This is a genomic window from Chryseobacterium sp. PvR013 (assembly GCF_017833095.1).
In the GTDB taxonomy this organism is placed as follows: Bacteria; Bacteroidota; Bacteroidia; order Flavobacteriales; family Weeksellaceae; genus Chryseobacterium; species Chryseobacterium culicis_A.
The window spans coordinates 1436237-1460686 of record NZ_JAFIBT010000001.1 but is presented as its reverse complement, the minus strand read 5'-3'; the positions used below and the strand labels follow the sequence as shown (position 1 = coordinate 1460686).

Here is a 24450-nt window from a genome sequence, read left to right as displayed (position 1 = left end):
CTGATTCCTTGCTTTTACTTCAAAAACATTAATAATCAGTATTATGAAAAAAATAATTTTATCATCTGTTCTGTTTTTATCTCACCTGGTTGCAGCGCAGTCTCTGGTATGGGGAAATTCTTTTGATACTCCTGCTGATCTTCAGGGATGGACATTCCATGATCTGAACAGCAATGGTAATGGATGGGTACAGGGACAAAACATTTACCACAACGGAACTACTCTTACTTATGGAACTTCAGGTGTTCTTCGTCATTCTATCAGTCTGGTGCCAAGTGGAAATGCTAACGGATTTATCGCGGAAAACGACTGGATTATTTCTCCTCAGATTGATCTTACTAATACTGCAGGTACAGTTACTTTAGCTGCGAATATCGGAAGGCAGAGAACTACCCATACTATTGTTGCCAGAGATCTTTTTATCTATGTAAGTACACCACAGAAAGAAGTTCCTACATTAGCTGATTTTCAGGCTATGACGGTAGATGCAGGTGGTAATGATATTCAGAGTCTTTATAAAATTCAGGTAGGAGATTCTGCCAATCCATTTCCGGCTGATCTTACCGAGTTTGTACAATCTCTTGTAGATCTTTCTGCTTTCGCAGGGAAGAAAATCTATATCGGAATGTGGGCGAACAGAAAAGCAAGTGGAAATAATATCCAGAACATTAATATTGATGAAATGGGAATTTATGCTACTTCATTTTTAACAACTAAGGAGATAAAAAGAAACAAAATTACAACACAAATAGCTGAAAATCCGGTAAAAGAATCTTTACAGCTGCAGCTTAACCCGTCATTGAAAGAAACTACAACGGTAGTTAATATTTACAATGCAGCTGGCCAAAAAGTATTGACTACTCAGTATTCCAAAGGTATTCATATAGCTGGTCTTATAGCAGGAGCGTATATCGCAGAAGTTACAGACGGAAAGACAACGGAAAGACTGAAATTTATTAAAAAATAAGCATTCAGGTCTCTTAGAATCTGATTTTAGGAATATCATGAAATTTTATATAAAATAATGGATAGTCTTTGAAAGAAGGCTATTCAGAATATATCCAACTAGTTTTTTTATAATTATATATTGCCCGGCTTATAGGGCCGGGCAATATTTTTAAGTTTTACAATGAAATAATTGAGAAAGATGAATAAAATCTTTGCATTACTCCTATTTTTTACGGTACTTTTTTCATGCACAGACAGCAATACAATGGAGTTGTCTGATAAGGTACAGAAACCCGGAGACGTTAATATCAAGGGATTTTCCAAACCGGATGCTGTTCAGCTGAGATTCAACGGACAGCCTGTATCCATTGACGGAAAAACGTCCTATACCAATAAAATAGAAACTCAGCTTCAGTTTGTACTGGATCAGGGAGAAACCAATAAACTGTCTGTCTATAACCATGAAACAGGCACCGAAATTGCAAAATACAATATTACATATGACAATATAGAAGACTATAAAGACCTGTACTTTTTTAATCTTCCGGGAATTTACCTGCAGACGTATGCGGTAAAACCTCAGGTTAATTTTGGGAAAGTAGGTTTTGAATTTATTTTCCCCAATCTGGGCGAAATTTCCGGTACTACCCTGAAAGATGTAAAAGGCATTCTGAAAAGAGAAAATGGAGTAGTACTGGCAGAATTTGACAATATTGGGAAAGACAATTTTACCGCAGTGAAAATCTATAGTTTTTTCAGTTCTACAGCTCCGGTATATCTGGAATTGTACAAGCCGGGAACTACAGAACCTTATTCCGGATCTAAAATGATTCAGGTAAAACTAAAACAGCACACTGGGGCTAACATGATTGTCCTTCAGGAAAAAATGGAAAATGGAGAATGGGTGGTAAAAGGAGATATTGATGTCGCAGAATATCTGTAATTGCGTATGAAAAATTTTTTTAAACTTCAATGCATTGCCATCGCAGTCTTTCTCATTTCGTGTACGAATAATAATGATGAAAGCGCACCTGTTTTTCCGGAAGGAAGTACAGAATCTGTGAATCTCTGGGTTCAGGACAGCATGAAACGATATTATTACTGGGCAGACCAAATGCCTGTAAAGCCAGATTACCGGCTTCCCGTAAAAGATTTTTTTAAAAGTCTGCTTTCTCCTCAGGATCGGTTTTCTTTCATGGTGAATACTGAAGATTCCTCTACCTATCCACGTTCCATAAGGAATATGTATGGTTTTGATTATACCGTTGCCAAGCTTGCCAATAACCAGGTTGTTACAATCGTTAAGCTGGTTCTTCAAAACTCTCCGGCCTTTAACTCAGGGCTTGAACGGGGAATGATCATTACCAAAGTCAATGGAAAGATAATGACAGCCGCGAATGCCGAAGCAATGGCTTCCTCCATTAAAGATCAGACTGTGGTAGAACTTACCGTTGGAAAATGGCAAAACGGAGCTGTAACCGATGAAAAAAATATTACCGTTTACTATGGTTTCTCTTTTGAGCAGCCCGTTTTATCTAAAGTTTTTGAGAAAAACGGTAAAAAAGCAGGATATCTGTACATCTATGATTTCCCAGACGGAATGACACAAACCCTGAACCAGAAATTTGCAGAATTTAAGGCTGCCGGAGTACAGGAACTCATTCTCGATCTCCGATACAATTATGGAGGCTCTGTATCATCTGCGGCAGCACTTTGTTCACTGATTCCTTCAGGGTTGTCATCTGGTTCGCCATTCATCATTTTTAAAGGAAATAAAAACGGAGGTGAAGTAAAAAGGACATTTGCCCAACAGATTGCTTATGATTCCAAAGCGCTTGATTTTAATACATTGCGTGCCAATGCATTGGGGTTGCAGAAAGTTTTTATCCTCACATCAAACAGTACAGCATCGGCAGCCGAAATTGTTGTAAATAATCTCAAACCTTATATGCAGGTTATTCAGATTGGAGATACTACACTGGGAAAAGATATGGCAGGATTTGTAGTAGAAGACAAACGTAAACCGAGAAAAATTTCCTGGCAGATCCATCCGGTAATTTATAAAGTATTTAACGCGAATGAAGCCGGAGAATACAGCAATGGAATTTCCCCTCAGGTCAATGTCAATGAATTTGCCGGACTGCCGATATTACCTTTGGGAGATCCTAATGAAACCCTTATTTCTTCTGCTCTTAATGGAGGTTATTTCAAATCTGCAGGTCAGGAAAAAAACGGAATTGTTAAAATTCTATATCAGAGTGATGTGCCTCCGGTGATGATGGAAAAATAATTTGGATTGAAAAGACAAAGGAAATGAATGTCAATATTTTAAACCATTAAGAAGTTTGAAGAAATAAAGTAGAGTTAAGATCAATCATTCTGATCTTAAGTTAAAGCGAAGCTTGATCTTAATAATCTTAACGTCTTAATACAATCTTAATGGTTCAGGAAAAATTAAAAGATTTATTTAATAATAAAAAAATAATATATCGAATAGTAAAAGGATAAAACCTTTTTCCTATTCAGGAACACCATAAAATCACAAAATCATGCAGGGAATAGAACCAAAACTTCACATGAACCTGACCAGTCGTATTGAATATTACCGTCTGTTGATAGAAGCTGCAGAAGATCCAGAAAGCCAGCCTTCCGATGTGGTTACACAGATTTCAGAGCTAGGAAATCTGTATGAGGAATATCTGCTTAATAAAAAGAATCTGGAGAACAGCATCAAAAACTACCGCGAATATCATAATGATTTAAGAAAGAAATTGACGTCAAGACTTCGGGAATTGAGAAGAAAAGCAAGACAGAAATAAACTCTGAAACGCACTTTATCGGTTGATTTTACTATGAAATTCATACCTTTATGACATCAAGCTGAAGGATGACGGGCTTATGAATTTTAATCAAACAGAACTTTCCGGTTATTTACAGGTATTTTGGCAGTTTTCCTGGCCACAGTGGATCATATTCAGTCTGGTCATTAATATTTTTCTGTATCTGTTCTCCATAGGATTATATGTTTTCATTGAAAAGACTTGCCGTAAAAGCCAGTTACAGGAGAAAAATCATCCTGTCGCAAGATCCGATTTTTACCTCAGCCTGATTACCATTGTATGTAATAGCTTTGTACTGCTGCTTGGAGCTTTCTTATGGAAAACCGGATGGATTGTGCTGGGACAGAATCAATCTGTAATTGGAATAATAGCGGAAGTTGTTGCTTTGCTTCTCTTAATGGATCTCCTGATGTATTTTTTTCATTTTGCCGCTCATTTACCTTTCATCTATACAATGCTGCATGGAAAACATCATGAGCATGTCAGTACCAATTTTTTAAGTCTTTTTGTACTGCATCCTTTTGAAACCATAGGATTTGGATTGATGATGCTGGTGTTACTCATAGGCTATGATTTTTCTGTAACTTCTGTTTCAATTTACCTTCTGATCAACCTTATCTGGGGAACTATAGGACATTTGAACAGAGAGTTCTTTCCAGCTTCTTTTGACCATTTCTTCGTGGGAACAACGAGGTTTCACAATCAGCATCATTTGGATGAAAGCAAAAATTTCGGATTTTATACTTCTATCTGGGACAGATTATTTGGGACCTATAAGTAACAATACATTTTACAGTTTTAGATGGTTCAGTACTTTATCCAGCAGATAATTAAAATTTTTTAACTCCTCAGAGGTAAGTATAGTAGCTGTCTGGTGCGTGATAGCCTTACGGAAAGTTTCTGAATTATCTATAATAAACCTTCCTTTATCCGTTACTGAAAGATTGAATTTCCTGTGATCTGTTTTCTCCCGTTCCCGGGTAATGAAATCTTGATCAATCAGAAATTTTATCTGTTTTGATATGGCTGCCTGGCTGATGTTGAAGGCCATTGATATTTCCTTTCCTGTTATTTTTCCTTTTCTTAGGATAAATTCAATAATATTATAATGAGCTGCAGTGACTCCGTTAATATCGCCCCGGTTCATATGGGCCAGAATAAGGCACTGAAAATCAGTAAATGTGTTAAAAAATTCTTTTTCAATGGGTTTCATGTTAAATATACTTAACTTAGTTAATTATTAACAAAGTTAAACATTTTTACCATGGAAAATATAGAAATTACCAATGCCAGGCAGAATAATCTCAAAAATATTTCCATAAAAATTCCAAAGTACAGGATCGTAGTTTTTACGGGAGTATCTGGATCCGGAAAATCATCTTTGGTTTTTGAAACCATTGGGGCTGAAGCACAGAGGCAGATTAATGAAACTCAAAACAGTTTTATCAGAAACCGTTTGCAACATTATGGTGTACCGGATGTAGATAAAATTGAAAACCTTAATGTTCCTATCATTATCAATCAAAAACGTTTGGGTGGAAATGCCAGATCTACTGTGGGAACAGCGGCAGATGTGTCTGCTTCCCTGCGGTTGCTGTTTTCAAGAATGGGAGAGCCGTTTGTAGGATATTCTAATGTATTTTCATTTAATCATCCTCAGGGCATGTGTCCTGAATGTGAAGGATTAGGTTTTGTTCAGACTTTGAACGTGAATGCGTTAATTGATCAAGAAAAGTCTTTACATGAAGGAGCTGTCCGTTTCCCTACTTTTCAGCCTGGAGGATGGCGCTTAACAAGATATACTTTGTCAGGTTATTTTGATAATGATAAAAAGCTAAAGGATTTCACCGATAAAGAATGGGAAACTCTGTTGTATGCACCGGAACACAAACCGAAACACCCTCATAAAGAATGGGGAAAAACGGTAAAATACGAAGGAATTGTTCCAAGAATCGAAAAAGCATTTCTGAAAAAAGATTCCAAAGAAAACATCACAAGAAAAGATGCTCTGAAGAATATTGTGATCACCAAAACCTGCCCGTCATGCAAAGGAAAACGGTTGAATGAAAAAATATTGTCCTGCAAAATCGAAGGTAAAAGTATTGCTGACTGTATGGCCCTTTCAGTGGATGAACTGCTTGAGTTCATTACTTCACTGGATTCAAAGCAATATGAAGTTGTCATCAAAGAGCTTTCCGCAAAACTGCAGAATATCATCACGATAGGATTGCAGTATCTGACGCTGGACAGAAGTACCAATACGCTTTCCGGAGGAGAATCTCAACGTATAAAAATGGTGCGGAGCCTGGGAAACAGCCTGATAGATCTTTTATACATATTTGATGAACCCAGTATTGGTCTTCATCCCAAAGATCTGCAGAATATCATCACTATTATAAAACAGATCAGGGATAAAGGAAACTCTGTTTTAATCGTAGAGCATGATCCGGATCTGATCAAAATGGCGGATTGGGTGATTGATATAGGTCCTGGTTCAGGAAGAAATGGAGGAGAAGTGGTATACGACGGAACATTTAAAAACCTGAAAAACTCGACAGGTAAAACAGGTTCTTATTTCACAAAGAAACCTTCCATCAAACAAAAATTCAGAAAACCTGATGGCTATCTGGAAATAAAAAATGCCAACAGGTATAACCTTAAAAATGTGACTGTAAATATTCCGACTGGGGTAATGACAGTGGTAACAGGAGTTGCAGGATCTGGAAAAAGCACCCTGATTAACCGTATTCTGCCTGAACTTTATCCGGATGTGACCATTATTGATCAATCTTTGTTTGCTGCAAGTGCCCGCTCCAATCTGCTTACTTACCTGGGAATATCAGATATTGTCCGTAAGCTTTTTGCACAGTCTAATCATGTTTCAGATAAACTGTTCAGCAGAAACAGTGAAGGAGCCTGTAAAAATTGTAAAGGATTGGGAATAGAAAAGATTGATCTTGCTTTTATGGATGATATTGAACAGCCTTGTGAAGTGTGTGGAGGCTCGGGATTTGATCCTGATGTGCTGCAATACAGATACAACGGAAAAACAATTGTGGAAGTGATGAATATGACCGTTTCTGAGTCAGTTGATTTTTTTAAAGAAGAATTTATTCTTAAAAATTTTGATCTGCTGATACAATTAGGTCTTGATTATCTGACATTAGGACAAAGGCTGGATAGCTTTTCCGGAGGTGAAAGACAACGTCTGAAACTGACAAGAGAGCTGAAAAACACCAATCAGATCATTATTCTTGATGAACCCAGTACAGGACTGCACCCCAGTGATACCCAAAAACTGCTGACATTTTTTAATGGTCTTGTAGATCAGAATAATACGCTGATTGTTATAGAACACAATCTTGATATTATTTCGCAGGCAGACTGGATTATCGATATGGGGCCCGGCGCAGGGAAATTTGGTGGTGAAGTATTGTTTGAAGGAACTCCGATGGAGCTGCTGAAAAACAAAATATCATATACCGCAGAGTTTCTGAAGAAACATATTCAGTAAGAAGAGTATTGTGTCAAGATTGATTTACCTTTAGTTGGCAATAACAGCTTAGCTTAAATTATTATTAAAAACGTAAAGTTTAAAATGTAAATAATTCATTTAAGACGGGAAAGTATAGCCGTAAAACTGCTTAAAAAGCTTATGGATAAACACCTCGCTTCATCAGTCGATTGCAAATCGACTCTTTCTTAGCTCCCTTAAAATAGTACGTCATAAGAAATAATCTTTGCGTTGAAAAACAAGATAATAAACCATTAAGAAGAATTAAAAAGTGAAGAGTATTAAGATGGGCTATGTTGTCATTGCGAGCCGCAGGTGAAGTAATCTCATGACTTTAACTCAACTTAATACTCTTACAACCTTATCCACCTTAATGGTGTAAAAGTTATTTTTTTTATTTAGTAGCTTTTACAGCTGATTTGATCGCTTTCTCAACGATTCTCCAATCGTAAAGGTGAAATACTCTTCCATTGCTCATCGCAACAAAAACTCCTTTGGGAAATTTTGAACCCAAATTAACATTTGTCACTTCAGACCCATCACTTTCCAGTGTAGAAACCGGAATTTCTGCAATTCTTCCTTTTGATTGATCTTCTCTTAAATAAACATTGAAGGTGTCATTCTGCTGATTCGAAACCAGGATATATCCTTTCCCTTTAGAAGTAGGGTAGATGGAAATTCCTTCCACATCAGATTTAAAATCCCCTTTCCCGAAAACGGCTAATTCCTCATTGCCTTTCTCCGGATCTGCATAATATTTGTGAACCCCGAACTGCTCATCGGAATAATAGATATAACCCATTTCATCATCTACTGCAATACTTTCAATCTCCTTCAGACCACTGTATTTTCCAAATTTACGAACAACTTCACCTGTTATAGCACCATTCTTTTCAGTCAGCTTGTACTGCCAAAGGTAGCCGTCACTTGGTCCTGATTTTCTTCCGGCAATGACAAATATTTCTCCAGTTTCCGGATTTTTATACATGGAAACTCCCATAGGTCCACGTTCTGATTCTCCGTCAAATACAGAGATTTCTCCAATTTCTTTCAACTCAGGAAGTGTATATAACTTTACTTTGTTGGTTTCCCTTTCCGTTACGGCAGCAATATCTGTTTTTTTACCATTCAGCATAAAACCATATTCCAGATCAACGTTGTTGGGACGTTTCAATCCCAAAACCTTATTAATAATTTTTCCGTTAAGATCGAAGGCATATAATCCGCCGTCCGTATCCTTATCTGTTCCGATAATGATACTTTTTGAAGCATCCTGAGGATTAATCCATATGGCGGGATCATCCGTATCATGAACCACTGTTTCTGTGATCACTGTAGGTTTTAATTTTTCTATTACTTCTTTCTGCCCGGTACAGTTGATCACAAGAGGAAGAACTGAAAGGGCTACTATATAATGTATGTTTTTCATGTGTATTTTAAAAATCAAATTTCACTCCCATCGTAAACCTTGGTCTGTAATATTCAGCCTGAGCGGTTCTGCTTTGGATCCCCTGATAGTATCTTAACGGCTGATTGGTAAGATTATTGGCTTCTGCAAAAACTCTGAGCTGGCTTGTAATTTTATAGGAAGCATTGGCATCAAGGAAAAACTGTTTGTCATAATAACGGTCATCAAACGCCTTGCCACCCAGCTCATCAATATAATGTGAGGCATAGTTCATGGAAACCCTTGCTGAAAAACGTTTGTTTTCCCAGGAAAGAGATCCGTTAAACATATGAGGAGCTGCTCCCGGAAGTCCTACATCTGTTCTTTCAATGCCATCTTCATTGGTAATTCCTTTTGCTTTGGATTTGGTATAGGTATAGTTTACGTACACTCCAAGTCCTTTCCAGAAAGCTCCGGGAATAAAATCAAGCTGTCTTTGTAAAGCCACTTCAAAACCATAAATGTCTACGTTGTCACCATTGCGCTGCTGGGTAAACTTCCAGTTGCTTTCTCCTGCCGGAATGGGGTTGGACTGTCCTGCAAAATCACTGGCAAAGTCATTAGCCGTATAATTTCTTTTGGAATAGGTATAAATAAAGTCGTTCAGGTTTTTATAGAAAATTCCTCCGGAAAGAATTCCCACAGACTTAAAATATTTTTCTGCCATGAAATCAAAATTATAAGCATAGGTTGCCTTTAAGTTTGGATTTCCTGCTGCAACGATCTCATCCTCTGAAATAACATTCAGATAAGGAACCAGTGAATAATAGTTCGGGCGGGCAAGAGCTGTTGTGAATGCTGCACGAAGTACAAGATCCTGCATCGGAATATATTTGAAGGAAATATTAGGAAGTACGTTTGTGTACGTATTGGTGTTATTAATTTTTCCTACAAGATCTTTTTCATTCATCACATAATTTCCGGTGTAATCTATCTGGGTAGTTTCAATACGTGCTCCAACAATCATGGATAATTGATCATTGAAATCCTGATCCCAACGGACGTAACCTGCATAGATCTGCTCTTTTGCACTGTAGTTGCTGGAAAGATACTTTTCAGGCTTCAGCTTACCATTAAACAAATTTGGATTGAATAAATTCAGACTTCCAAGGAATGAAGGATCAACAAATGTTCCCGGAACATAATTTCCGGCCTGGAAATTCTGACCATCAAGATTGATCGTTGGTACAGATAAGAGACTTCCCATATTGCTGACTGGAGTGAAAGCATAGAAATCATTCTCCCTTTCCTTTTTCTTCAGACGCATACGGAAACCGGTACGAAGACGCCCTTTCTGTCCATCAATCACAGAAAATGGAAAACGTACATTCACTTTTGCTCCCAATTCTTTTTCCTGTGTAAAGTTGTTGGCATCCGAAAGATCACTCAGTTTGTAGCTGCCCAGATTGTCTGCTGCCAAGAGATTAAATGTTGGCTTTTCAGGATTGCTAAGGTCTGGAGAGAAGTTCATTTTGCTGTTTTCAAACTCTATATAACGCTGATGAGGCTTATCTTCACTTGCAATAGCATAGTTGACAGACCAGTCAAGATCCACTTTAGAACCTAATAAATGTTCTCCTCTTAAAGCATAGTTCTGAACTCTTTGTTTTTCCAGGCGGGTATTGTCATTATCGGCATCACCGCCTTTATTCTGTCTTGTAATACTTCCTTTCCAATCAGTAATCTCCGTTTCATCGTCGCTGTAGACAGGTTTTATTTTATATCCTAATGCCAGTCTGGTTTCTTTATCATTTCTGAAATTGTACATGGCAGAAGCGTAGATCTTGTTTTTAGAATTAAATTCATAATCCATATTAAGATCAAAACTGTGTCTGATACGATGCTCATTATAATAACGTACCCCCATTTTGCTGACATACACTGTTTGGGCAAGATCATTAGCCTGGCTCCATACAGGTTCAATATTATCTGAACCAAAATTGTTGTTATTATAAGAAAAACTGAATACAGCTCCTAGTTTTTTATCCAAAAATCTATTTCCATACACAAATCCCGCTGTATAATTTCCTTTTTCACGAATGGGATTGTATCCTCCTGCAACGGTCGCAGAAATCCTCTGTCCGTTCGGGGAAGCTCTGGTAATAAGGTTTACAGACCCTCCGATGGCATCGGCATCCATATCCGGAGTCAGGGTTTTATTAACTTCTATCGTAGAGATCATGTCGGAAGGAATCAGGTCCATCTGGACATTACGGTTATCACCTTCAGCAGACGGAATTCTGTCCCCATTCAGGGTGACGGAGTTCAGATTCGGTGCAAGCCCTCTGATGATAAGATTTCTGGCTTCACCCTGATCATTCTGTATGGTAATTCCCGGTACGCGTTTCAGGGCATCCCCGATATTGGCATCAGGAAAACGACCGATCTGATCCGAAGAAATTACGTTGGTAATATTGGCGTTATTTTTTTGCTTGTTTAAAGCTCTGGCCTGATTTTTTAAAGTAGCTCCAGAGACTACAACTTCTGCAATAGACGTTTCTTTCTTGTCGAAAATAATATTCTGACGGGTATTTTTCTCAGATTCTACCGTGACATTATATTCGTGTACGCCATAACCGAGATAATCAATTTTCATGGTGTAACTTCCTGGTGGAACATTCAGGAATACAAAGTTTCCATGTTCATCAGAAGTTGTATAAATATTTCCCGGACTTAGGGAAATCTTGGCTCCTGGCAGGGCTATCTTCGAATCATCGTTGATATTTCCGGAAAGAGAACCGGTTTGTGCATAGAAAAAAATTGAAGCACAAAATAAAACAGACGTAAAAATTTTTTTCACTTTTCTTAGTTTTAGATAAAAATCGCAACAAAATTAAACGTCTGTTTGGGAAAAGTGTTGAAGGGAAAATTAAGATTATCTTAAGAATTGTTAATATAGAAACTTAATACGGTAAGGCAATATCGTTTTATGCTCTATATTTCAGATCCCAGATTTTTCTCGGCTTGATTTCCTTCCAATACTACAGTCAGTTCATCACATCGTATGATCTTATTATTCTGAATGGTAAATTCTGCCAGTACTTTATGGATAACAAAACTTCCGTCTTTTAATTTAGAATGTACCACATGATGGGTAAAGATGATGTTGTTATTTTCAGCATGGCTGATGAACTCAATCTTTTGTTCTGCCACTTTTTCTTTCAGTTTTTTAATATGAAGGACAAATTCTTCATAATTTAATTGCTGGCGGTCAACGAATTGGATGTAATTTTTTGAGAAATACTTTTCAATGAGTAATTCGTCAAATACAGGGTTTTCCAGAACTTCGCTGAAAACCTGTTGGATAAAATGTTTCATAACTTTATTATTTGAAACAAAATTATCTCAGAGATGGGTCAGTAAACGATAACAATTGTAAAGAAATTATCTGCGGTTTCTGATTCTGCTTAGTGAAACACTGGTAATTCCCAGATAGGAAGCTATATAATGTTGTGGGAAACGGAGAAGAAGCTCTGGTCTGTCTTTTAAAAGCTGTTCATATCTTTTCTGTGGAGAATCTTTAATAAAAGAAACCAGGCGATTATTAATTTCACTGAAGCGCCTGTAAAAAAGAGGATGAAAAGTTTGCTGGAACTCCCGACCTTCCATGAGTTTATGAAAAACATCTACATGCATCTCATATACTGTGGAAGATTCCAGTGTTTCTATGATAAATTCACTTCGGGTGCCATTCAGGAAGCTGTTAAAAGATGAAACGGCTTGATTTTCTGTAATAAATTCCAATGTAAGTTCTTTTCCGTCCTGATAGAAAAATACTCTTAAGGCTCCGTTTTTTACCAGGAACATCTTATCTGAAACTTTTCCTTCTTCAAGCAGAATGGTTTTAGCAGGATACGTAACTTCAGATAATACATGAAGATCTGATTTAAAAAAAGAATGAATATCCGGAATGTGCATATCTGAAAAGGATTAAAGTGAGGTGCTCAGTATTTCCTTTACAATAATTTTAGACTTTTCAATCAGTTCATCAGACCTGTACAGCTGGCTGGTCAGGATTGAACTTTCAAAAAGAAGGTAAACATGAGCTGAAACCATATCGTTTTGAATGTCTTCATTGAAGCATTCTCTGAGTTTATTTTTATGATGGCGGATTACTTTGTGAATTTCTTCCTTATCAGCAGGAATTTCAGATAAAATATTCAGGAAACTGCATCCTCTGAAATCTTCTCTTTCATTCATATCTATCAAAAAATCAAATGACTTTAGTATTTTTTCCTGTAATGTTTCTGCTTCTGATGTAAATTTTTCAAGTTCAGAAACCCAGTAATCATACCTTTTATTAAGAAATTCGATGCAAAGGTCATCTTTAGATTTGAAATGCTGGTAAAAGCTTGCTTTTGAGACTTCAGCCTCGTCAATAATCTGATTAATCCCCGTACTGTTATAGCCTTGTTGATGGAAGAGAACCATAGCGGTGCTTAATATTCTTTCTCGAGGTCGGGGCATGATGTAAGATTTTTACAAAGGTAAGGAAATATGAACAGATTGGTAGGTGTTGGTTTCTAAATGAATCCTCTGGCATAATAAAGCTGAACGGCAAAGAAGAGTACTGTAAAAAACCAAACAACGTAAGGATGGTAGCTGAAATTATTCTTCAGGATATAGTGTAATGCTTTGAATAGCTTGAAAATACCGATTATTCCAATAATGATAAAAACCACAAAGACCAGGAAAAACAGATAATCTCTTGTTCCATATTGATTCACCTTCCCAATATGATCCAGATAAGATTCTACATTCAATGTTTGTCCAAGAAACATTGCCGAACTGATGAGTATAAAAAATGGAGTAGACGTATACACAGTTGTATAAATGAAGGAAAATAATAAGGTACGGAAGGTTACAGTATTGACTTTCTCTTTTTTGTACCATAATAAAGCGACACTGAAGATGACCGCAGTAATATTATTCATGAGGAATATAAACAGAGCCTTTTCCACCATACTTAATCCCTTGATCTTCGAAATAATATTATGCTCACCTCCATAATCCATTAAAAGCACAGAGATGATCACAGAAGTATAAACAGAAAGTTTGATGGGAGAAAGGTAGTCCTGAAAACGCTCGGTTTCTTCTTTTTCCATCTCATGTACAGAAAGATCATAACAGCGGCGGGGATCCTGAAACAACTTGAAAATGGTTACCGGAACCAGCAATATTTCAATAATAATCTGCAGGCATAGCTTTTCAAAACTATCTATCAATTTTTCAAACATATAGACGGATATTAAGGGAACGTTTTTGCAATTTACCTAATTTTTGAATTAGATTTTAAAGGGGAATAAAAAAGAGTGGATGATTCTAGGTAAATCATCCACTCTTTAATTATTTAAAAAAGTTTTATTACTTTTTGGGAAGCCCTTTTTTCAAGGCAATATGAGCTCTTTCTACAGCTTTTCTTTCTTTCCAGTCCATATACCTTTTTTTGTATCGTCCTTTCATGAAATTATCAAAATTACGCTGAACAGCAAGATTCCAAAGAGAATGTGCTTTTACAGCCCAGCTTTTGTCCCAGGCACGCAGGGAAATAGAGAAAGATCCGTCCAGATACTTCATCCAGTGCCACCAACCTGTAGGCATGAATAACGTATCTCCGTGTTCCAGGAAGCATTCAATTCCTTCAATACCGTCCAATGCCGGGAATTTTTCAAAATCCGGATTGGCGATATCATAATCTTCCAGTGCATACGTGGCATAAGGAAGTTTATACAGACGTGTTTTCCATTTGTATTCAAACAGAAGAACATGCTTTCTTCCGTTGAAGTGAGTATGGAAAATATGCGGCATATCAATATCATAATGAAGAAAAGTCACAGAACCTTTACCTCCGAAAAACATACTAGGATATTTATCTAAAAATCCACCCATAAGATTCTTTGGCGGAACATAGTCTTCCAACAATTTTGGCGCAAATTTTATAGGATCAAAGAAGAAAATTCTCAGATCAGTAGGCTCTCTCTGAATAAGGTCAACATAATCACGAAAAGGCATTTTCGTAGTCGGTGTATTGATGGGAGCGGCTGGATCAGCTTTGGCACTGTCATAAAGGGGAACTTCTACGTCGCCTACTACTTCCTTCATGTAATCCATCGTCCACTTTTGATAGGCGGGCCACTTTCTTGCCATATTTCTGATTACCACTGGCTTACATGGCTTTAGATATTTTTCACGGAAATCTTCTTGTGAAATGTCATCTACAATATCAATTGGTTTAAGGATTATTCCCATTCGTTCAAATTATTAAGCTAAAGTATTAAATATTTGCGACAATAAAATGGAAAGAATTAAAATTATTTGGAATTAATATAAATAAATAACAAATTACTATTTAGGCTTCATTTTTTTAGAGTTATTATGATGTGAATTTACACTCTGTTCCTTTGACATCTGCGGTCTTTACGATGTAAAAGATATTTGTGAGATACAATAATTGTATGTATAATTGTTCTCTTAAAATAACCATGAGACGTTTTACTACCATTATTTTTTCACTTGTATTTTGCACTGCCTTTTCGCAAAAATCAGCCAAGATTTTTACTTCAGATATTGATAACTTTTGGGTGGCTTATGACAGCATCCAAAAAACAAATGATCATTCCGGAAAGCTGGATCTTATTAAAAAACTTTATACCGACAAAGCAACAAAAGGGCTGAAAGCTTTTATGAAGGCCAGAAATTACAATGATAGCGTTTATGTAAAAGTCATTGGCCAGTATCCGAAATTCTGGAATTCAGTGAGACCGAATACTTTAACAATAAAAACCAAGACCCAAGAACTGGAGGCTAGTGTTGCCAGACTGAAGGAGCTGTATCCTGCCCTTAAAGATGCTGAAATGTATTTTACAATTGGTGGGCTTAACGCAGTAGGAACAGTGAGTGGCGATATGGTATTGGTGGGGGCTGAACTTGCCACCGGACTTCCGTCTACAGATACCTCAGAATTCAAAGATGAATGGTTGAAGAGTCTTTTTGCAAACCAGTCTCTGGATAATATCGTTTTCCTGAATATTCACGAATATATACATACCCAGCAGACGGGATCTCAAAATAGGGTTTTAAACCAGGCTATCAAGGAAGGATCATGCGATCTGATTGCCGAACTTGCGATGAAAGAATCTCCCGAAAGAAAATATATTTCTTACGGAACTGCTCATGACGTTGAAGTTAAAGCCCAGTTTAAAAAAGAAATGTTTACCAGTAATCTTGCCAACTGGTTTTATAACGGAAGACAAAAAGGAGAAGGTGCAGATTTAGGTTATTATGTAGGATATGTGATCAGTAAAATGTACTACCAGAATGCAAAAGATAAAAAACAGGCCATCAAAGATATTATTGAACTGAACTATAGTGATAATAAATCTGTGGAAGACTTTCTGGACAAATCAAAGTTTTTCAAAGAAAAAATTGATAAGCTTGTCAAAGAATATCAGAGTAAATTACCTTATGTAGTGAAAATAGAGCCAGCCAATGGTTCCGAAGATGTAAATGCAGATACAAAAGAACTCCGGATTACTTTTTCACAGGAAATGGTTCCCGGGAAATATTCCTTCAATCTGTCTGATAAGGGAAAAGAATATAATCCAATGACAAAAATAGCAGGGATGGAAAACAATAACAAAACTTTGCTGGTATTAGTAGATCTTAAACCCAATAAAGAGTATGAGTTTGTGCTTACCAATAAAGGTTTTATTTCTAAAGAAGGTCATCCTCTAAGAGACGAGAAACTTCTTATAAAATTTACAACCGGCAATAAATAGCCTTTTTCATAAAGGGATAATTAATATGGAGGATCTGAAAATGAATTTCTTTTATCCTTGATTATATTTTTGGTAGTGTGTTAAAATTGTATTGATTTCCTGGTTTTTTTAGCCTTTTCATAAGATTCTGTGGATGGAAGAAGATTTAACCTTTTTCAAAAAAAGGTTATATTCGGCTTCGTAAAAATAGTGATATGCAAGTATATGAAGGGATTTCTGTGGGGTTATACCTGTTATTAATGATAGGTATAGGCATATATTCTTATAGAAAATCAACAAGTAATTCAGAAGAATTTTTAATTGGCGGCCGAAAAATGGGAGCTGCCGTAACAGCACTGTCTGCCGGTGCAGCCGATATGAGCGGATGGCTTTTGATGGGCGTTCCGGGAGCAATGTATCTGTCCGGAATTTCAAGTTCCTGGATTGCGATAGGCTTAACCATTGGAGCTTATCTCAATTATATTATTGTAGCCCCAAGGCTCAGAATTTATACAGAAGTGGCACAGAATGCCATTACACTACCTGTATTTTTTGAAAACAGGTTTAAAAATAAAAATCAGCTTCTGAAAATCACATCCTCTATTTTTATTCTGGTATTTTTTACTCTGTACACTTCTGCAGGAATGGTATCCGGAGGAAAATTATTCGAATCAGCTTTCGGGATGGATTATACTGTAGGCTTGCTCCTGACAAGTCTGGTAGTAGTGCTGTATACATTTCTAGGTGGATTTCTGGCAGTAAGTCTTACTGATTTTGTGCAAGGCACCATCATGGTGTTGGCATTGGTGATTGTTCCTATTGTAGCGATTACTCAAATCGGAAGTGTGGGAGAGACGTTTTCCCTGATTGAAGCAAAAAATCCAAAATATCTGGATCTGTTCAGAGGAACCACCACCGTAAGTATTATGTCTTTATTGGCATGGGGATTAGGATATTGTGGTCAGCCTCATATTCTGGTCCGTTTTATGGCTATTGATAAACCGAAAGATCTGATTAAAGCGAGACGCATAGGGATTACATGGATGATCTTTACTGTAGCAGGAGCTCTGGCCATAGGATTGGTAGGAATCGCTTATCTGCAAAAGTTCGATATGAATACTATGATGAAGTTTGACGGATCAAAGACGGAAGCAGAAACTATTTTTATTTATTTCTCCCGTATATTATTCCATCCGTTTATTGCAGGATTTTTACTTACAGCCATTCTCGCAGCAGTAATGAGTACGATTTCTTCCCAGTTATTGGTGACTTCAAGTTCATTAACAGAAGATATTTACAAAGCTTTTCTTAATAAAAAAGCAACTTCCAGGCAATTATTAATGGCGAGCAGACTTTCTGTTTTACTCGTAGCCGTCATTGCGGTACTTTTATCCCTGGATCCCAAGGATAGTATTCTTAATCTTGTAGGAAATGCATGGGCTGGCTTTGGTTCTGCATTCGGACCGTTGATCCTGCTGTCTCTTTTATGGAAAAAGGCAACATGGCAGGGAGGTTTTGCCGGGATGATGGTAGGAGGAATTACGGTTTTAGCATGGGTCTATCTTCAGCATCCACTAAAAGACTGGTACGAAATCATTCCTGGGTTTACTCTTTCTCTGTTGACTAATGTGATTGTTTCATTATCAACCTATAAACCAGATGCTGTTATTGAAAGCGAGTTTAATGAAGTTAAAAAAATAATGCAGGAGTAATATAGAACTTTTGCAATAATACAACAATAATATACCCTTGCTAAACAGTGAGGGTATATTTTTTTTTCATTTTTTCCCAGCCTATTATATTTTAATGTATTGCTATTTAATAATCTGTATTAAAGATGGTTTACATTTTTTTACTATTTTGTTATTTCAACCCAACAACTTATTGATCATGAAAAATCTAAAGAAAATTGCGAGACAAAATTTAAAATCAATCACAGAAGGTCGCCCACCTGCAGCCAGTGAATGTATAGCATCTGGTTGCCTCACATCAGCATATTAAAGTTTAGTTTCTGTATACTTCCTTTTGATAAGCACCAGTATAAGAGCGAGAGTCAATCCTATAATGCTTGACCAAATTATGTGCTCTATCCCATAACGGCCAATCCAGAATCCTCCAAATAAAGTACCCGCTGTTACAGCAAAATTCCCGCAGGAAGTAAAAATACTATTGATAAACTCCGAAGAACCGGAAATGGAAGAAGTGACATTCATATTACTGATCAGAAAACCTCCGGAATGAACCAGCCCCCAACATCCGATAATCCATATCATAGGTAGAAATTGATTTCCATAATGTCCTATTAACAAATGAATTCCTGATAATAGAATTAAAAACAGTAGAGTTGTCTGGAAAGGAAATCTGCTCATATATTTTCCCGCAATTCTGTTTCCCGCAATTCCAACCGTTCCAAACAGGAAAAACATAAGACTGGTTTGTTTGCCGTCCATTTTGGTAATACTCTTTAAAAATTCTGCCATATAACCATAGGTTGAGTACATTGCTGTAATGGTAAAGAATGCCAGGAAAAGCCCAATCCATAATTGTTTGTTGTGAAATATTTTAGTTGAGAAACCCTTTGAATCGCCATTTATATTTTGAATCTCCGGCAAATAGATCCAAACCCCTGCCAGCGCTGCTACATTAATTAATGCAGTAAGCAGGAAAGAGGACTGCCAGGAAAAGAAATCAGACATAAAAGTAGCCAGCGGAACTCCCATTACCGTTGCCAGCGTAAGACCGGAAAAGATAATACTTACAGCTCTGGATTTTTCTTTAATATTTGAAGCTTCTCCTGCGACCGACAGTGCAATAGACCAATAAACCGGATGAAAAAATGCAGGAATCATTCTTACGATAAGAAGCAGATAAAAATTGGTGATACAGGCAGAAAGGATATTGGCGGCGACAAAAATAAATAGAGATAAAAGTAGCAGATTCTTTCTTTTGAATGAAGATAATATCATCAGCATAAAAGGCCCGAAAACGGCAACAATTAATGCAAAGGTACTGAGCAGCCATCCTGCTTTTTCGATAGGGATGTGGAAAGCTGAAGCAATTTCTGGTAATACTCCAATAACTCCGAATTCCGTAGTGGTAATTCCGAAAACACCCAGTGCCAGCACATAAAGATTTTTGTTCATTATCATTATTTTTTTGCAAATTTGCAGAATAGACTATCAAAAAGCTATATACTTACCTTTTAGTTCTATACTTACCTTTTTGAAAGTTTATCTATAAAAAACGATTTCTATGCCTCAATTTTTCCATGATAAAAGACTGTATTATACGCCTATTGAATTTGCTTTAAGTCATATCGGAGGAACCTGGAAAATGCCTATTCTGTGGAGGTTACAGGAGAAACCTCTTCGTTTTAGTGAGCTTAAAAAAGACATTCCGCATATTACCGACAAGATGCTGACCAGTCAGCTGCGCGAACTGGAGTCTAAAGAGATGATTCACAGGGAAGTATTTCCCGTAGTTCCTCCAAAAGTAGAATATAGTCTTACGGAAAAAGGGAAAAAAGCCATTCCGGTGATTGAAACCATTATGAAGTTTGGCTATGAGCTGATTAAGGATGAAGGAATTGTCTTCCCGCCTAAAGAATGATAAGATTATATTTTTCCATTACATAACGCTTTTTTCATAACTTCACCATAAAATTGATTCAATAGTATGAAGCTGAAATTGGGGATATTAGATCAGTCACCTACAACCATGGGTGGCAATGCAGCATCCGCATTGAAAAACAGTCTTAACCTTGCTGTATTGGCTGAAGAAATGGGATTTCATAGCATTATGTATTCCGAACATCATGGCGTAGAAGCCTATGGAAGTTCCAGCCCTGAATTATTAGCTGCTATCGTTCTCAGTAAAACAAACCGTATCAAAGTAGGAACAGCCGGTATTATGATGCGGAACTATTCTGCGTATAAAATTGCGGAATGGTCCAAAATGCTGTCAACCCTTTATCCTGAAAGGTTTATTCTCGGACTGGGAAAAGCGCCGGGAGGATTAAAAGATGCTGTCATGGCACTGAATAGCCATAAACCGGTGGTTTTATCCAATATGGAAACAAAGCTGGAAGAGATCATTCAATTCATACGAGAGCAAGAAGGTGTATATGATGGGCTTATTGCACAGCCTACTCATGTGCAGCATATCCCGGAAATCATGTGGCTGGGTTCAGGAATGACCTCTGCCCGGGAAGCGGCAAAACATGGAATTGGATATTCATTTGCGGCTTTTATGAATAGCGAAAATGGAAAGGAAAATACAGATGCTTATCTCAGAGAATTTGATGCAACGCAATATTTTTCCAAACCTTCTTTACAGGTTGCTATAGCCCTGTCTGTAGCAGACAACATTGAAGAAGCCAGACGAAATGCCTATGGAATGGCTTATCAGTTTTTACAATCCCGACAGCTAGTCAGTCCTGATGCTGTTCTTTCTCCTGAAGCAGTGGAGCAGAGGGTTTTAGGAACACAAGATGAAGAAGAATTCTTTACTGTTTTAAACAGAATTATGATAGAAACACCCCAATCTGTAGATCAGAAATTACATCAGGTTGCGGAAAGGTACAATACAGATGATCTCCTGATATTGTGTAACATGTACCGGGAAGAAGATCGTATCAACACTTATAAAAGCATCATTAAAAACAATAACTAACCCTACAGCCTCAATGAAAATTCTGTTGTGCTATGGGGTTATAATTACACAATAATGTACACCCATGAAGCAGAATATTTCAACATTGTATATCATTACCGGAGGTCCCGGAGCAGGAAAAACAACGTTGCTGGATGAATTAAACCGTCATGAATTAACAACAGTACCTGAAGAAGGAAGGAAAATCATTAAAGAACAGATTGATTCCGGTGGGAAAGGCCTTCCATGGCTTAATAAAGAACTTTTTGCAGTGCTCATGTTTGAAGAATCTGTAAAAACTTACCTGAAAATAAGTCAGATGAATTCTACAGCGCCTGTTTTCTTTGACCGTGGAATATTGGATACCCTCGGTTATATGAGGCTTGAAAATATTATCATTCCGGCATCTATGGAAGCAAAAGCAAGAGAAATGGTTTATCATAACCCTATTTTTATTCTTCCCCCATGGAAAGAGATTTATGAAAACGATCCGGAAAGAAAACAGACCTTTGAAAAGGCAGTGGAAACCTTTGAGTGTATGAAAGAAATATATCGGGAATATGAATATAATATCATAGAAGTTCCGAAAGTTTCAGTGGAAAACAGGGCACGCTTTATTCTTGATACAATTTTTATATCAGGTTGAATATCAGTTAAGCATCAATTATTATTTATCATATGAACAATCCTACTTTTGAAAAAGAACTGATCGAGCTGGCTGGCAAAGATCTGTCGGTCAGAGAAAAACTGTTGGAAGCAGGGCAGCTTTCCGGAGGCTATCATCCCGAAATGGAAGAGATTCATAGAGCCAATGCAAAACGGCTGAGGGAGATTATAGCACAAATTGGTTATCCTACCATCTCAAAAGTAGGTGAGAAAGCAAATGATGCAGTGTGGCTTATTATTCAGCATGCGATTGGTGAACCAGAATTTATGAAGACATGCTATGTCATGATGGAAGAGCATTATAATGATATTAATCCTATACATACAGCCTATTTATACGACCGGATTCAGGTTTTTCAGAGTAAACCTCAAAAATATGGAACACAGTTGACCGCTGAAGGAACAATTTATCCGGTAGAAAACAAAGAAAACTTAAATGCAGAACGTGAAAAGGTAAATCTGCCAGTATTCTCAGATGCAGAGATTGATAAAATTCCGGAACCTGAAGATATTCCGGAAATTGATAGCAAAGATGAGGAATATACAGTTTGGAGGAAAAAAACAGGATGGATTTAAAGCAATGCTGAATGCATGAAGAAATTTTCAACTTAAACTGTAATTCCTTCCAAATTCCACCTTACTTGCCGGTCTTCAAGACTTCACGAATTTCAATATTTCCTCCAATTTTAAAAATTGGGTTTCCTTTCGCTATTTCAACGGCTTCATCAATAGATTCTGCCCGTACAATAATATATCCACTAATGAATTCTTTGATCTCGGTATAAGGGCCATCCGTTACCATATTATCTGGTTTTACAGTTTTGGCAGCTCCCGGAGCGGGTAATAAAGTATTTCCTTCATCCACCAGTTTGTTTTGTGCAGCAATGTTTCCAAGCCAGATCATGCGCTCCCGGATCTGTTCAGGAGAAGGTTTAAAATCAGAAATGTCTTTCAGTCTGAAGATCAATGCAAATTCTTTCATAATCATATTCTTTTTTTTATGACGATTAAGATAAATGAACAGGGACAGCGTTTTTAAGGTGTTTTTATTTATCCAATAAAGGTCTGGGATCAAACAGAACTTTCAATGACTGAATCTTTCCCTCCTTGATCTGGTACCATCCGGAAGCCTCTATCGTTTTTTCTCCCATATCAATCATGTACCATAAACACACATCTTCACCAGCAGTAAAAGCCTTTAGAATCTCATACTTAAACTTCATCTGCATCATGTCTTTGATGTATATTGAAGCATTTTCTCTTTTCCCCAATACCCCAATAAATGTAAAATCAGGATGGAGACAGCTTTCCGCCATTTCAAAATTTTCTTCATTTAAATATTGGATAAACTGTTCCGCTGTATTTTGATTTCTGTTGCTCATAATGTTATTTTTATTGTTGAATACAAAATTAGGGAGGAAGAATATATTTCTCCTGTGACTATAATCACAAAATGATTTGAATTTTTACTGTTTTAAGCCGGAAATTCTTCCTTTAGCATACGCAATCTGCTCTTTTTCTTTTTCCTGATCCGGATTGTTTTTAAGGTACATCTGGTAGTATGTTATTGCACTTTTAGGCTGTTTCAGATGAAGATCATAAAGAAGTCCTAAGCGGTAATAAATGATATTGCTGGTACCAAAAGTCAATCCTCTTTTATAAGCTGTCAAGGCATCATTATACTGATTTTTGGATTCATAAATCCCGGCAAGTGCTGCATAGTAAAATGGAGTATGATCTGAAATGGCTTCATCAATAGTCTTTTGTGCATAGATTGCTGCATTGTTGTAATCTTTCAGTTCACGATAGCTTAGAGCCATAAAATAGAGTGTTCCTTCATTTTGTACGCCCATATTTTCCAGCATTTTATAAATATTGATACATTTCTGATATTCTTTTACATAAAAATAAGCTTGCCCTATATCGTTCATTACATTTACATCAGCATGGTTTTTAAGGAGTTTTTCACCGGTTTCAATCACTTCCGGGTATTGGGCTAACTGGTTGGCCACTGGCAACAGAGCCTGTTGTAAAGTGAAGTTTTCTGTATCGGCAGCAATTGCTGTTTTCAATACAACATAAGCAGACTTATATTGTTTAAGACCACTGTAGGTTAGAGAAAGATCATAAGCCAAATCAGGGTCGGTGGTATTAAGAGCATTGGCTTTCTTCAGATAACTGAGTTTGGCTTCTGGCGTTTCTGTATAGGTAGCAAGCTGTTTGTAAGCACTGAAATTCAGGCTGTCAAGTTGAATGATTTGTTGAAGATAAGTTTTGGCATGAGAAGCATTTCCCCTTCTGGAATTGATATTGGCCAAACTGAATAGAGTAGACATGCTGTTCGGTTGGATGGCATTGATTTTTTGATAATTTTTTTCTGCTTCCGGCAGTTTTCCCGCCATCATATTGCAGTAAGCAATTTGTGAAAGCGCTTTTATATCCTGTGTATCTCCGGGATAGATGCCCTGAAGATATGTGGCGGCCTCGGCATAACGTTGTGTTTCATAATATTCAAGAAGCTTTTCAGTATCAATTTTTGTGGATTGGGCCGCTGCATTTTTAAAGCCTAACAGAATAATACACAAACAAATTCCTAGTTTCATCACGGTTATTTTTTAACTAAAATAT

24 protein-coding genes are annotated in these 24450 nt (G+C 37.0%); 12 read left to right on the top strand and 12 right to left on the bottom strand.

The features are described 5' to 3' along the window. Window positions 1-43 precede the first annotated feature (43 nt). The 5 genes from JOE44_RS06610 (at window position 44) to JOE44_RS06590 (ending at window position 4569) form a co-directional block, all read left to right on the top strand. Window positions 44-967: a T9SS type A sorting domain-containing protein gene (locus tag JOE44_RS06610; RefSeq protein ID WP_209784866.1), complete on the top strand. Its 924-nt coding sequence runs from the start codon at window positions 44-46 to the stop codon at window positions 965-967. A gap of 180 nt (window positions 968-1147) precedes the next feature. Continuing rightward, complete coding sequence (locus JOE44_RS06605) at window positions 1148-1891, top strand: hypothetical protein (RefSeq protein ID WP_245169727.1); 744 nt, start codon at window positions 1148-1150, stop codon at window positions 1889-1891. A gap of 6 nt (window positions 1892-1897) precedes the next feature. After that, the gene (locus JOE44_RS06600; protein ID WP_209784865.1) at window positions 1898-3238 is read left to right on the top strand and encodes a S41 family peptidase; all 1341 of its coding nucleotides are present in this window, start codon (window positions 1898-1900) and stop codon (window positions 3236-3238) included. A gap of 259 nt (window positions 3239-3497) precedes the next feature. Continuing rightward, window positions 3498-3767: a hypothetical protein gene (locus JOE44_RS06595; RefSeq protein ID WP_105682721.1), complete on the top strand. Its 270-nt coding sequence runs from the start codon at window positions 3498-3500 to the stop codon at window positions 3765-3767. Window positions 3768-3846: 79 nt separating this feature from the next. Beyond that, window positions 3847-4569: a sterol desaturase family protein gene (locus JOE44_RS06590; protein ID WP_209784864.1), complete on the top strand. Its 723-nt coding sequence runs from the start codon at window positions 3847-3849 to the stop codon at window positions 4567-4569. A gap of 9 nt (window positions 4570-4578) precedes the next feature. On the opposite strand, the gene JOE44_RS06585 is transcribed toward JOE44_RS06590, so the two are convergent. After that, window positions 4579-5001: a MarR family transcriptional regulator gene (locus tag JOE44_RS06585; protein ID WP_209784863.1), complete on the bottom strand. Its 423-nt coding sequence runs from the start codon at window positions 4999-5001 to the stop codon at window positions 4579-4581. Between the two features lie 51 nt (window positions 5002-5052). Here JOE44_RS06585 and JOE44_RS06580 point away from each other — a divergent pair, with 51 nt between their 5' ends. Beyond that, window positions 5053-7302: an excinuclease ABC subunit UvrA gene (locus JOE44_RS06580; RefSeq protein ID WP_209784862.1), complete on the top strand. Its 2250-nt coding sequence runs from the start codon at window positions 5053-5055 to the stop codon at window positions 7300-7302. A 394-nt stretch (window positions 7303-7696) separates the two neighbouring features. Here the strand turns inward: JOE44_RS06580 and JOE44_RS06575 are convergent, their stop codons facing one another. From JOE44_RS06575 to JOE44_RS06545, 7 genes are all read right to left on the bottom strand, one after another. Next, window positions 7697-8731 (bottom strand): phytase, encoded by a 1035-nt coding sequence (locus JOE44_RS06575; RefSeq protein ID WP_209784861.1) that lies wholly within the window; start codon window positions 8729-8731, stop codon window positions 7697-7699. 7 nt (window positions 8732-8738) lie between these two features. Next, window positions 8739-11549 carry a TonB-dependent receptor gene (locus JOE44_RS06570; RefSeq protein ID WP_209784860.1) on the bottom strand — a complete coding sequence of 937 codons (2811 nt, stop codon included), beginning with the start codon at window positions 11547-11549 and terminating at the stop codon, window positions 8739-8741. 134 nt (window positions 11550-11683) lie between these two features. Continuing rightward, window positions 11684-12067: a hypothetical protein gene (locus tag JOE44_RS06565; protein ID WP_209784859.1), complete on the bottom strand. Its 384-nt coding sequence runs from the start codon at window positions 12065-12067 to the stop codon at window positions 11684-11686. 66 nt (window positions 12068-12133) lie between these two features. Further along, the gene (locus tag JOE44_RS06560) at window positions 12134-12667 is read right to left on the bottom strand and encodes a Crp/Fnr family transcriptional regulator (protein ID WP_209784858.1); all 534 of its coding nucleotides are present in this window, start codon (window positions 12665-12667) and stop codon (window positions 12134-12136) included. A gap of 12 nt (window positions 12668-12679) precedes the next feature. Then, window positions 12680-13216 (bottom strand): TetR/AcrR family transcriptional regulator, encoded by a 537-nt coding sequence (locus JOE44_RS06555; RefSeq protein WP_209784857.1) that lies wholly within the window; start codon window positions 13214-13216, stop codon window positions 12680-12682. Between the two features lie 56 nt (window positions 13217-13272). Further along, a complete protein-coding gene (locus JOE44_RS06550) occupies window positions 13273-13986 on the bottom strand; it encodes a hypothetical protein (protein WP_209784856.1) in 714 nt (237 codons plus the stop codon). Window positions 13987-14113: 127 nt separating this feature from the next. Beyond that, window positions 14114-14998: a cupin-like domain-containing protein gene (locus tag JOE44_RS06545; protein ID WP_209784855.1), complete on the bottom strand. Its 885-nt coding sequence runs from the start codon at window positions 14996-14998 to the stop codon at window positions 14114-14116. 233 nt (window positions 14999-15231) lie between these two features. Here JOE44_RS06545 and JOE44_RS06540 point away from each other — a divergent pair, with 233 nt between their 5' ends. Beyond that, window positions 15232-16527: an Ig-like domain-containing protein gene (locus JOE44_RS06540; RefSeq protein WP_209784854.1), complete on the top strand. Its 1296-nt coding sequence runs from the start codon at window positions 15232-15234 to the stop codon at window positions 16525-16527. Between the two features lie 194 nt (window positions 16528-16721). After that, window positions 16722-18218: a sodium/proline symporter PutP gene (gene putP, locus JOE44_RS06535; protein WP_209784853.1), complete on the top strand. Its 1497-nt coding sequence runs from the start codon at window positions 16722-16724 to the stop codon at window positions 18216-18218. Between the two features lie 285 nt (window positions 18219-18503). On the opposite strand, the gene JOE44_RS06530 is transcribed toward putP, so the two are convergent. Further along, window positions 18504-19649, bottom strand: a complete 1146-nt coding sequence (locus tag JOE44_RS06530) for an MFS transporter (protein WP_245169726.1) — start codon at window positions 19647-19649, stop codon at window positions 18504-18506. A 109-nt stretch (window positions 19650-19758) separates the two neighbouring features. Here JOE44_RS06530 and JOE44_RS06525 point away from each other — a divergent pair, with 109 nt between their 5' ends. The 4 genes from JOE44_RS06525 (at window position 19759) to JOE44_RS06510 (ending at window position 22398) form a co-directional block, all read left to right on the top strand. Then, complete coding sequence (locus JOE44_RS06525) at window positions 19759-20115, top strand: helix-turn-helix domain-containing protein (protein WP_209784851.1); 357 nt, start codon at window positions 19759-19761, stop codon at window positions 20113-20115. 66 nt (window positions 20116-20181) lie between these two features. Beyond that, on the top strand, window positions 20182-21177 hold the full coding sequence (locus JOE44_RS06520) for an MsnO8 family LLM class oxidoreductase (protein ID WP_209784850.1): 996 nt from the start codon (window positions 20182-20184) through the stop codon (window positions 21175-21177). Between the two features lie 64 nt (window positions 21178-21241). After that, window positions 21242-21802: an AAA family ATPase gene (locus JOE44_RS06515; RefSeq protein WP_209784849.1), complete on the top strand. Its 561-nt coding sequence runs from the start codon at window positions 21242-21244 to the stop codon at window positions 21800-21802. A gap of 32 nt (window positions 21803-21834) precedes the next feature. Then, window positions 21835-22398, top strand: coding sequence for a DUF6624 domain-containing protein (locus JOE44_RS06510; RefSeq protein WP_209784848.1), 564 nt, complete (start codon window positions 21835-21837; stop codon window positions 22396-22398). A gap of 61 nt (window positions 22399-22459) precedes the next feature. Here the strand turns inward: JOE44_RS06510 and JOE44_RS06505 are convergent, their stop codons facing one another. The 3 genes from JOE44_RS06505 to JOE44_RS06495 all read right to left on the bottom strand — a co-directional run bounded on the left by JOE44_RS06505 (window position 22460) and on the right by JOE44_RS06495 (window position 24425). Continuing rightward, complete coding sequence (locus tag JOE44_RS06505) at window positions 22460-22804, bottom strand: YciI family protein (RefSeq protein WP_209784847.1); 345 nt, start codon at window positions 22802-22804, stop codon at window positions 22460-22462. A gap of 64 nt (window positions 22805-22868) precedes the next feature. Next, the gene (locus JOE44_RS06500; RefSeq protein ID WP_209784846.1) at window positions 22869-23204 is read right to left on the bottom strand and encodes a nuclear transport factor 2 family protein; all 336 of its coding nucleotides are present in this window, start codon (window positions 23202-23204) and stop codon (window positions 22869-22871) included. 84 nt (window positions 23205-23288) lie between these two features. After that, window positions 23289-24425, bottom strand: coding sequence for a tetratricopeptide repeat protein (locus JOE44_RS06495; RefSeq protein ID WP_209784845.1), 1137 nt, complete (start codon window positions 24423-24425; stop codon window positions 23289-23291). Window positions 24426-24450: the final 25 nt, after the last annotated feature.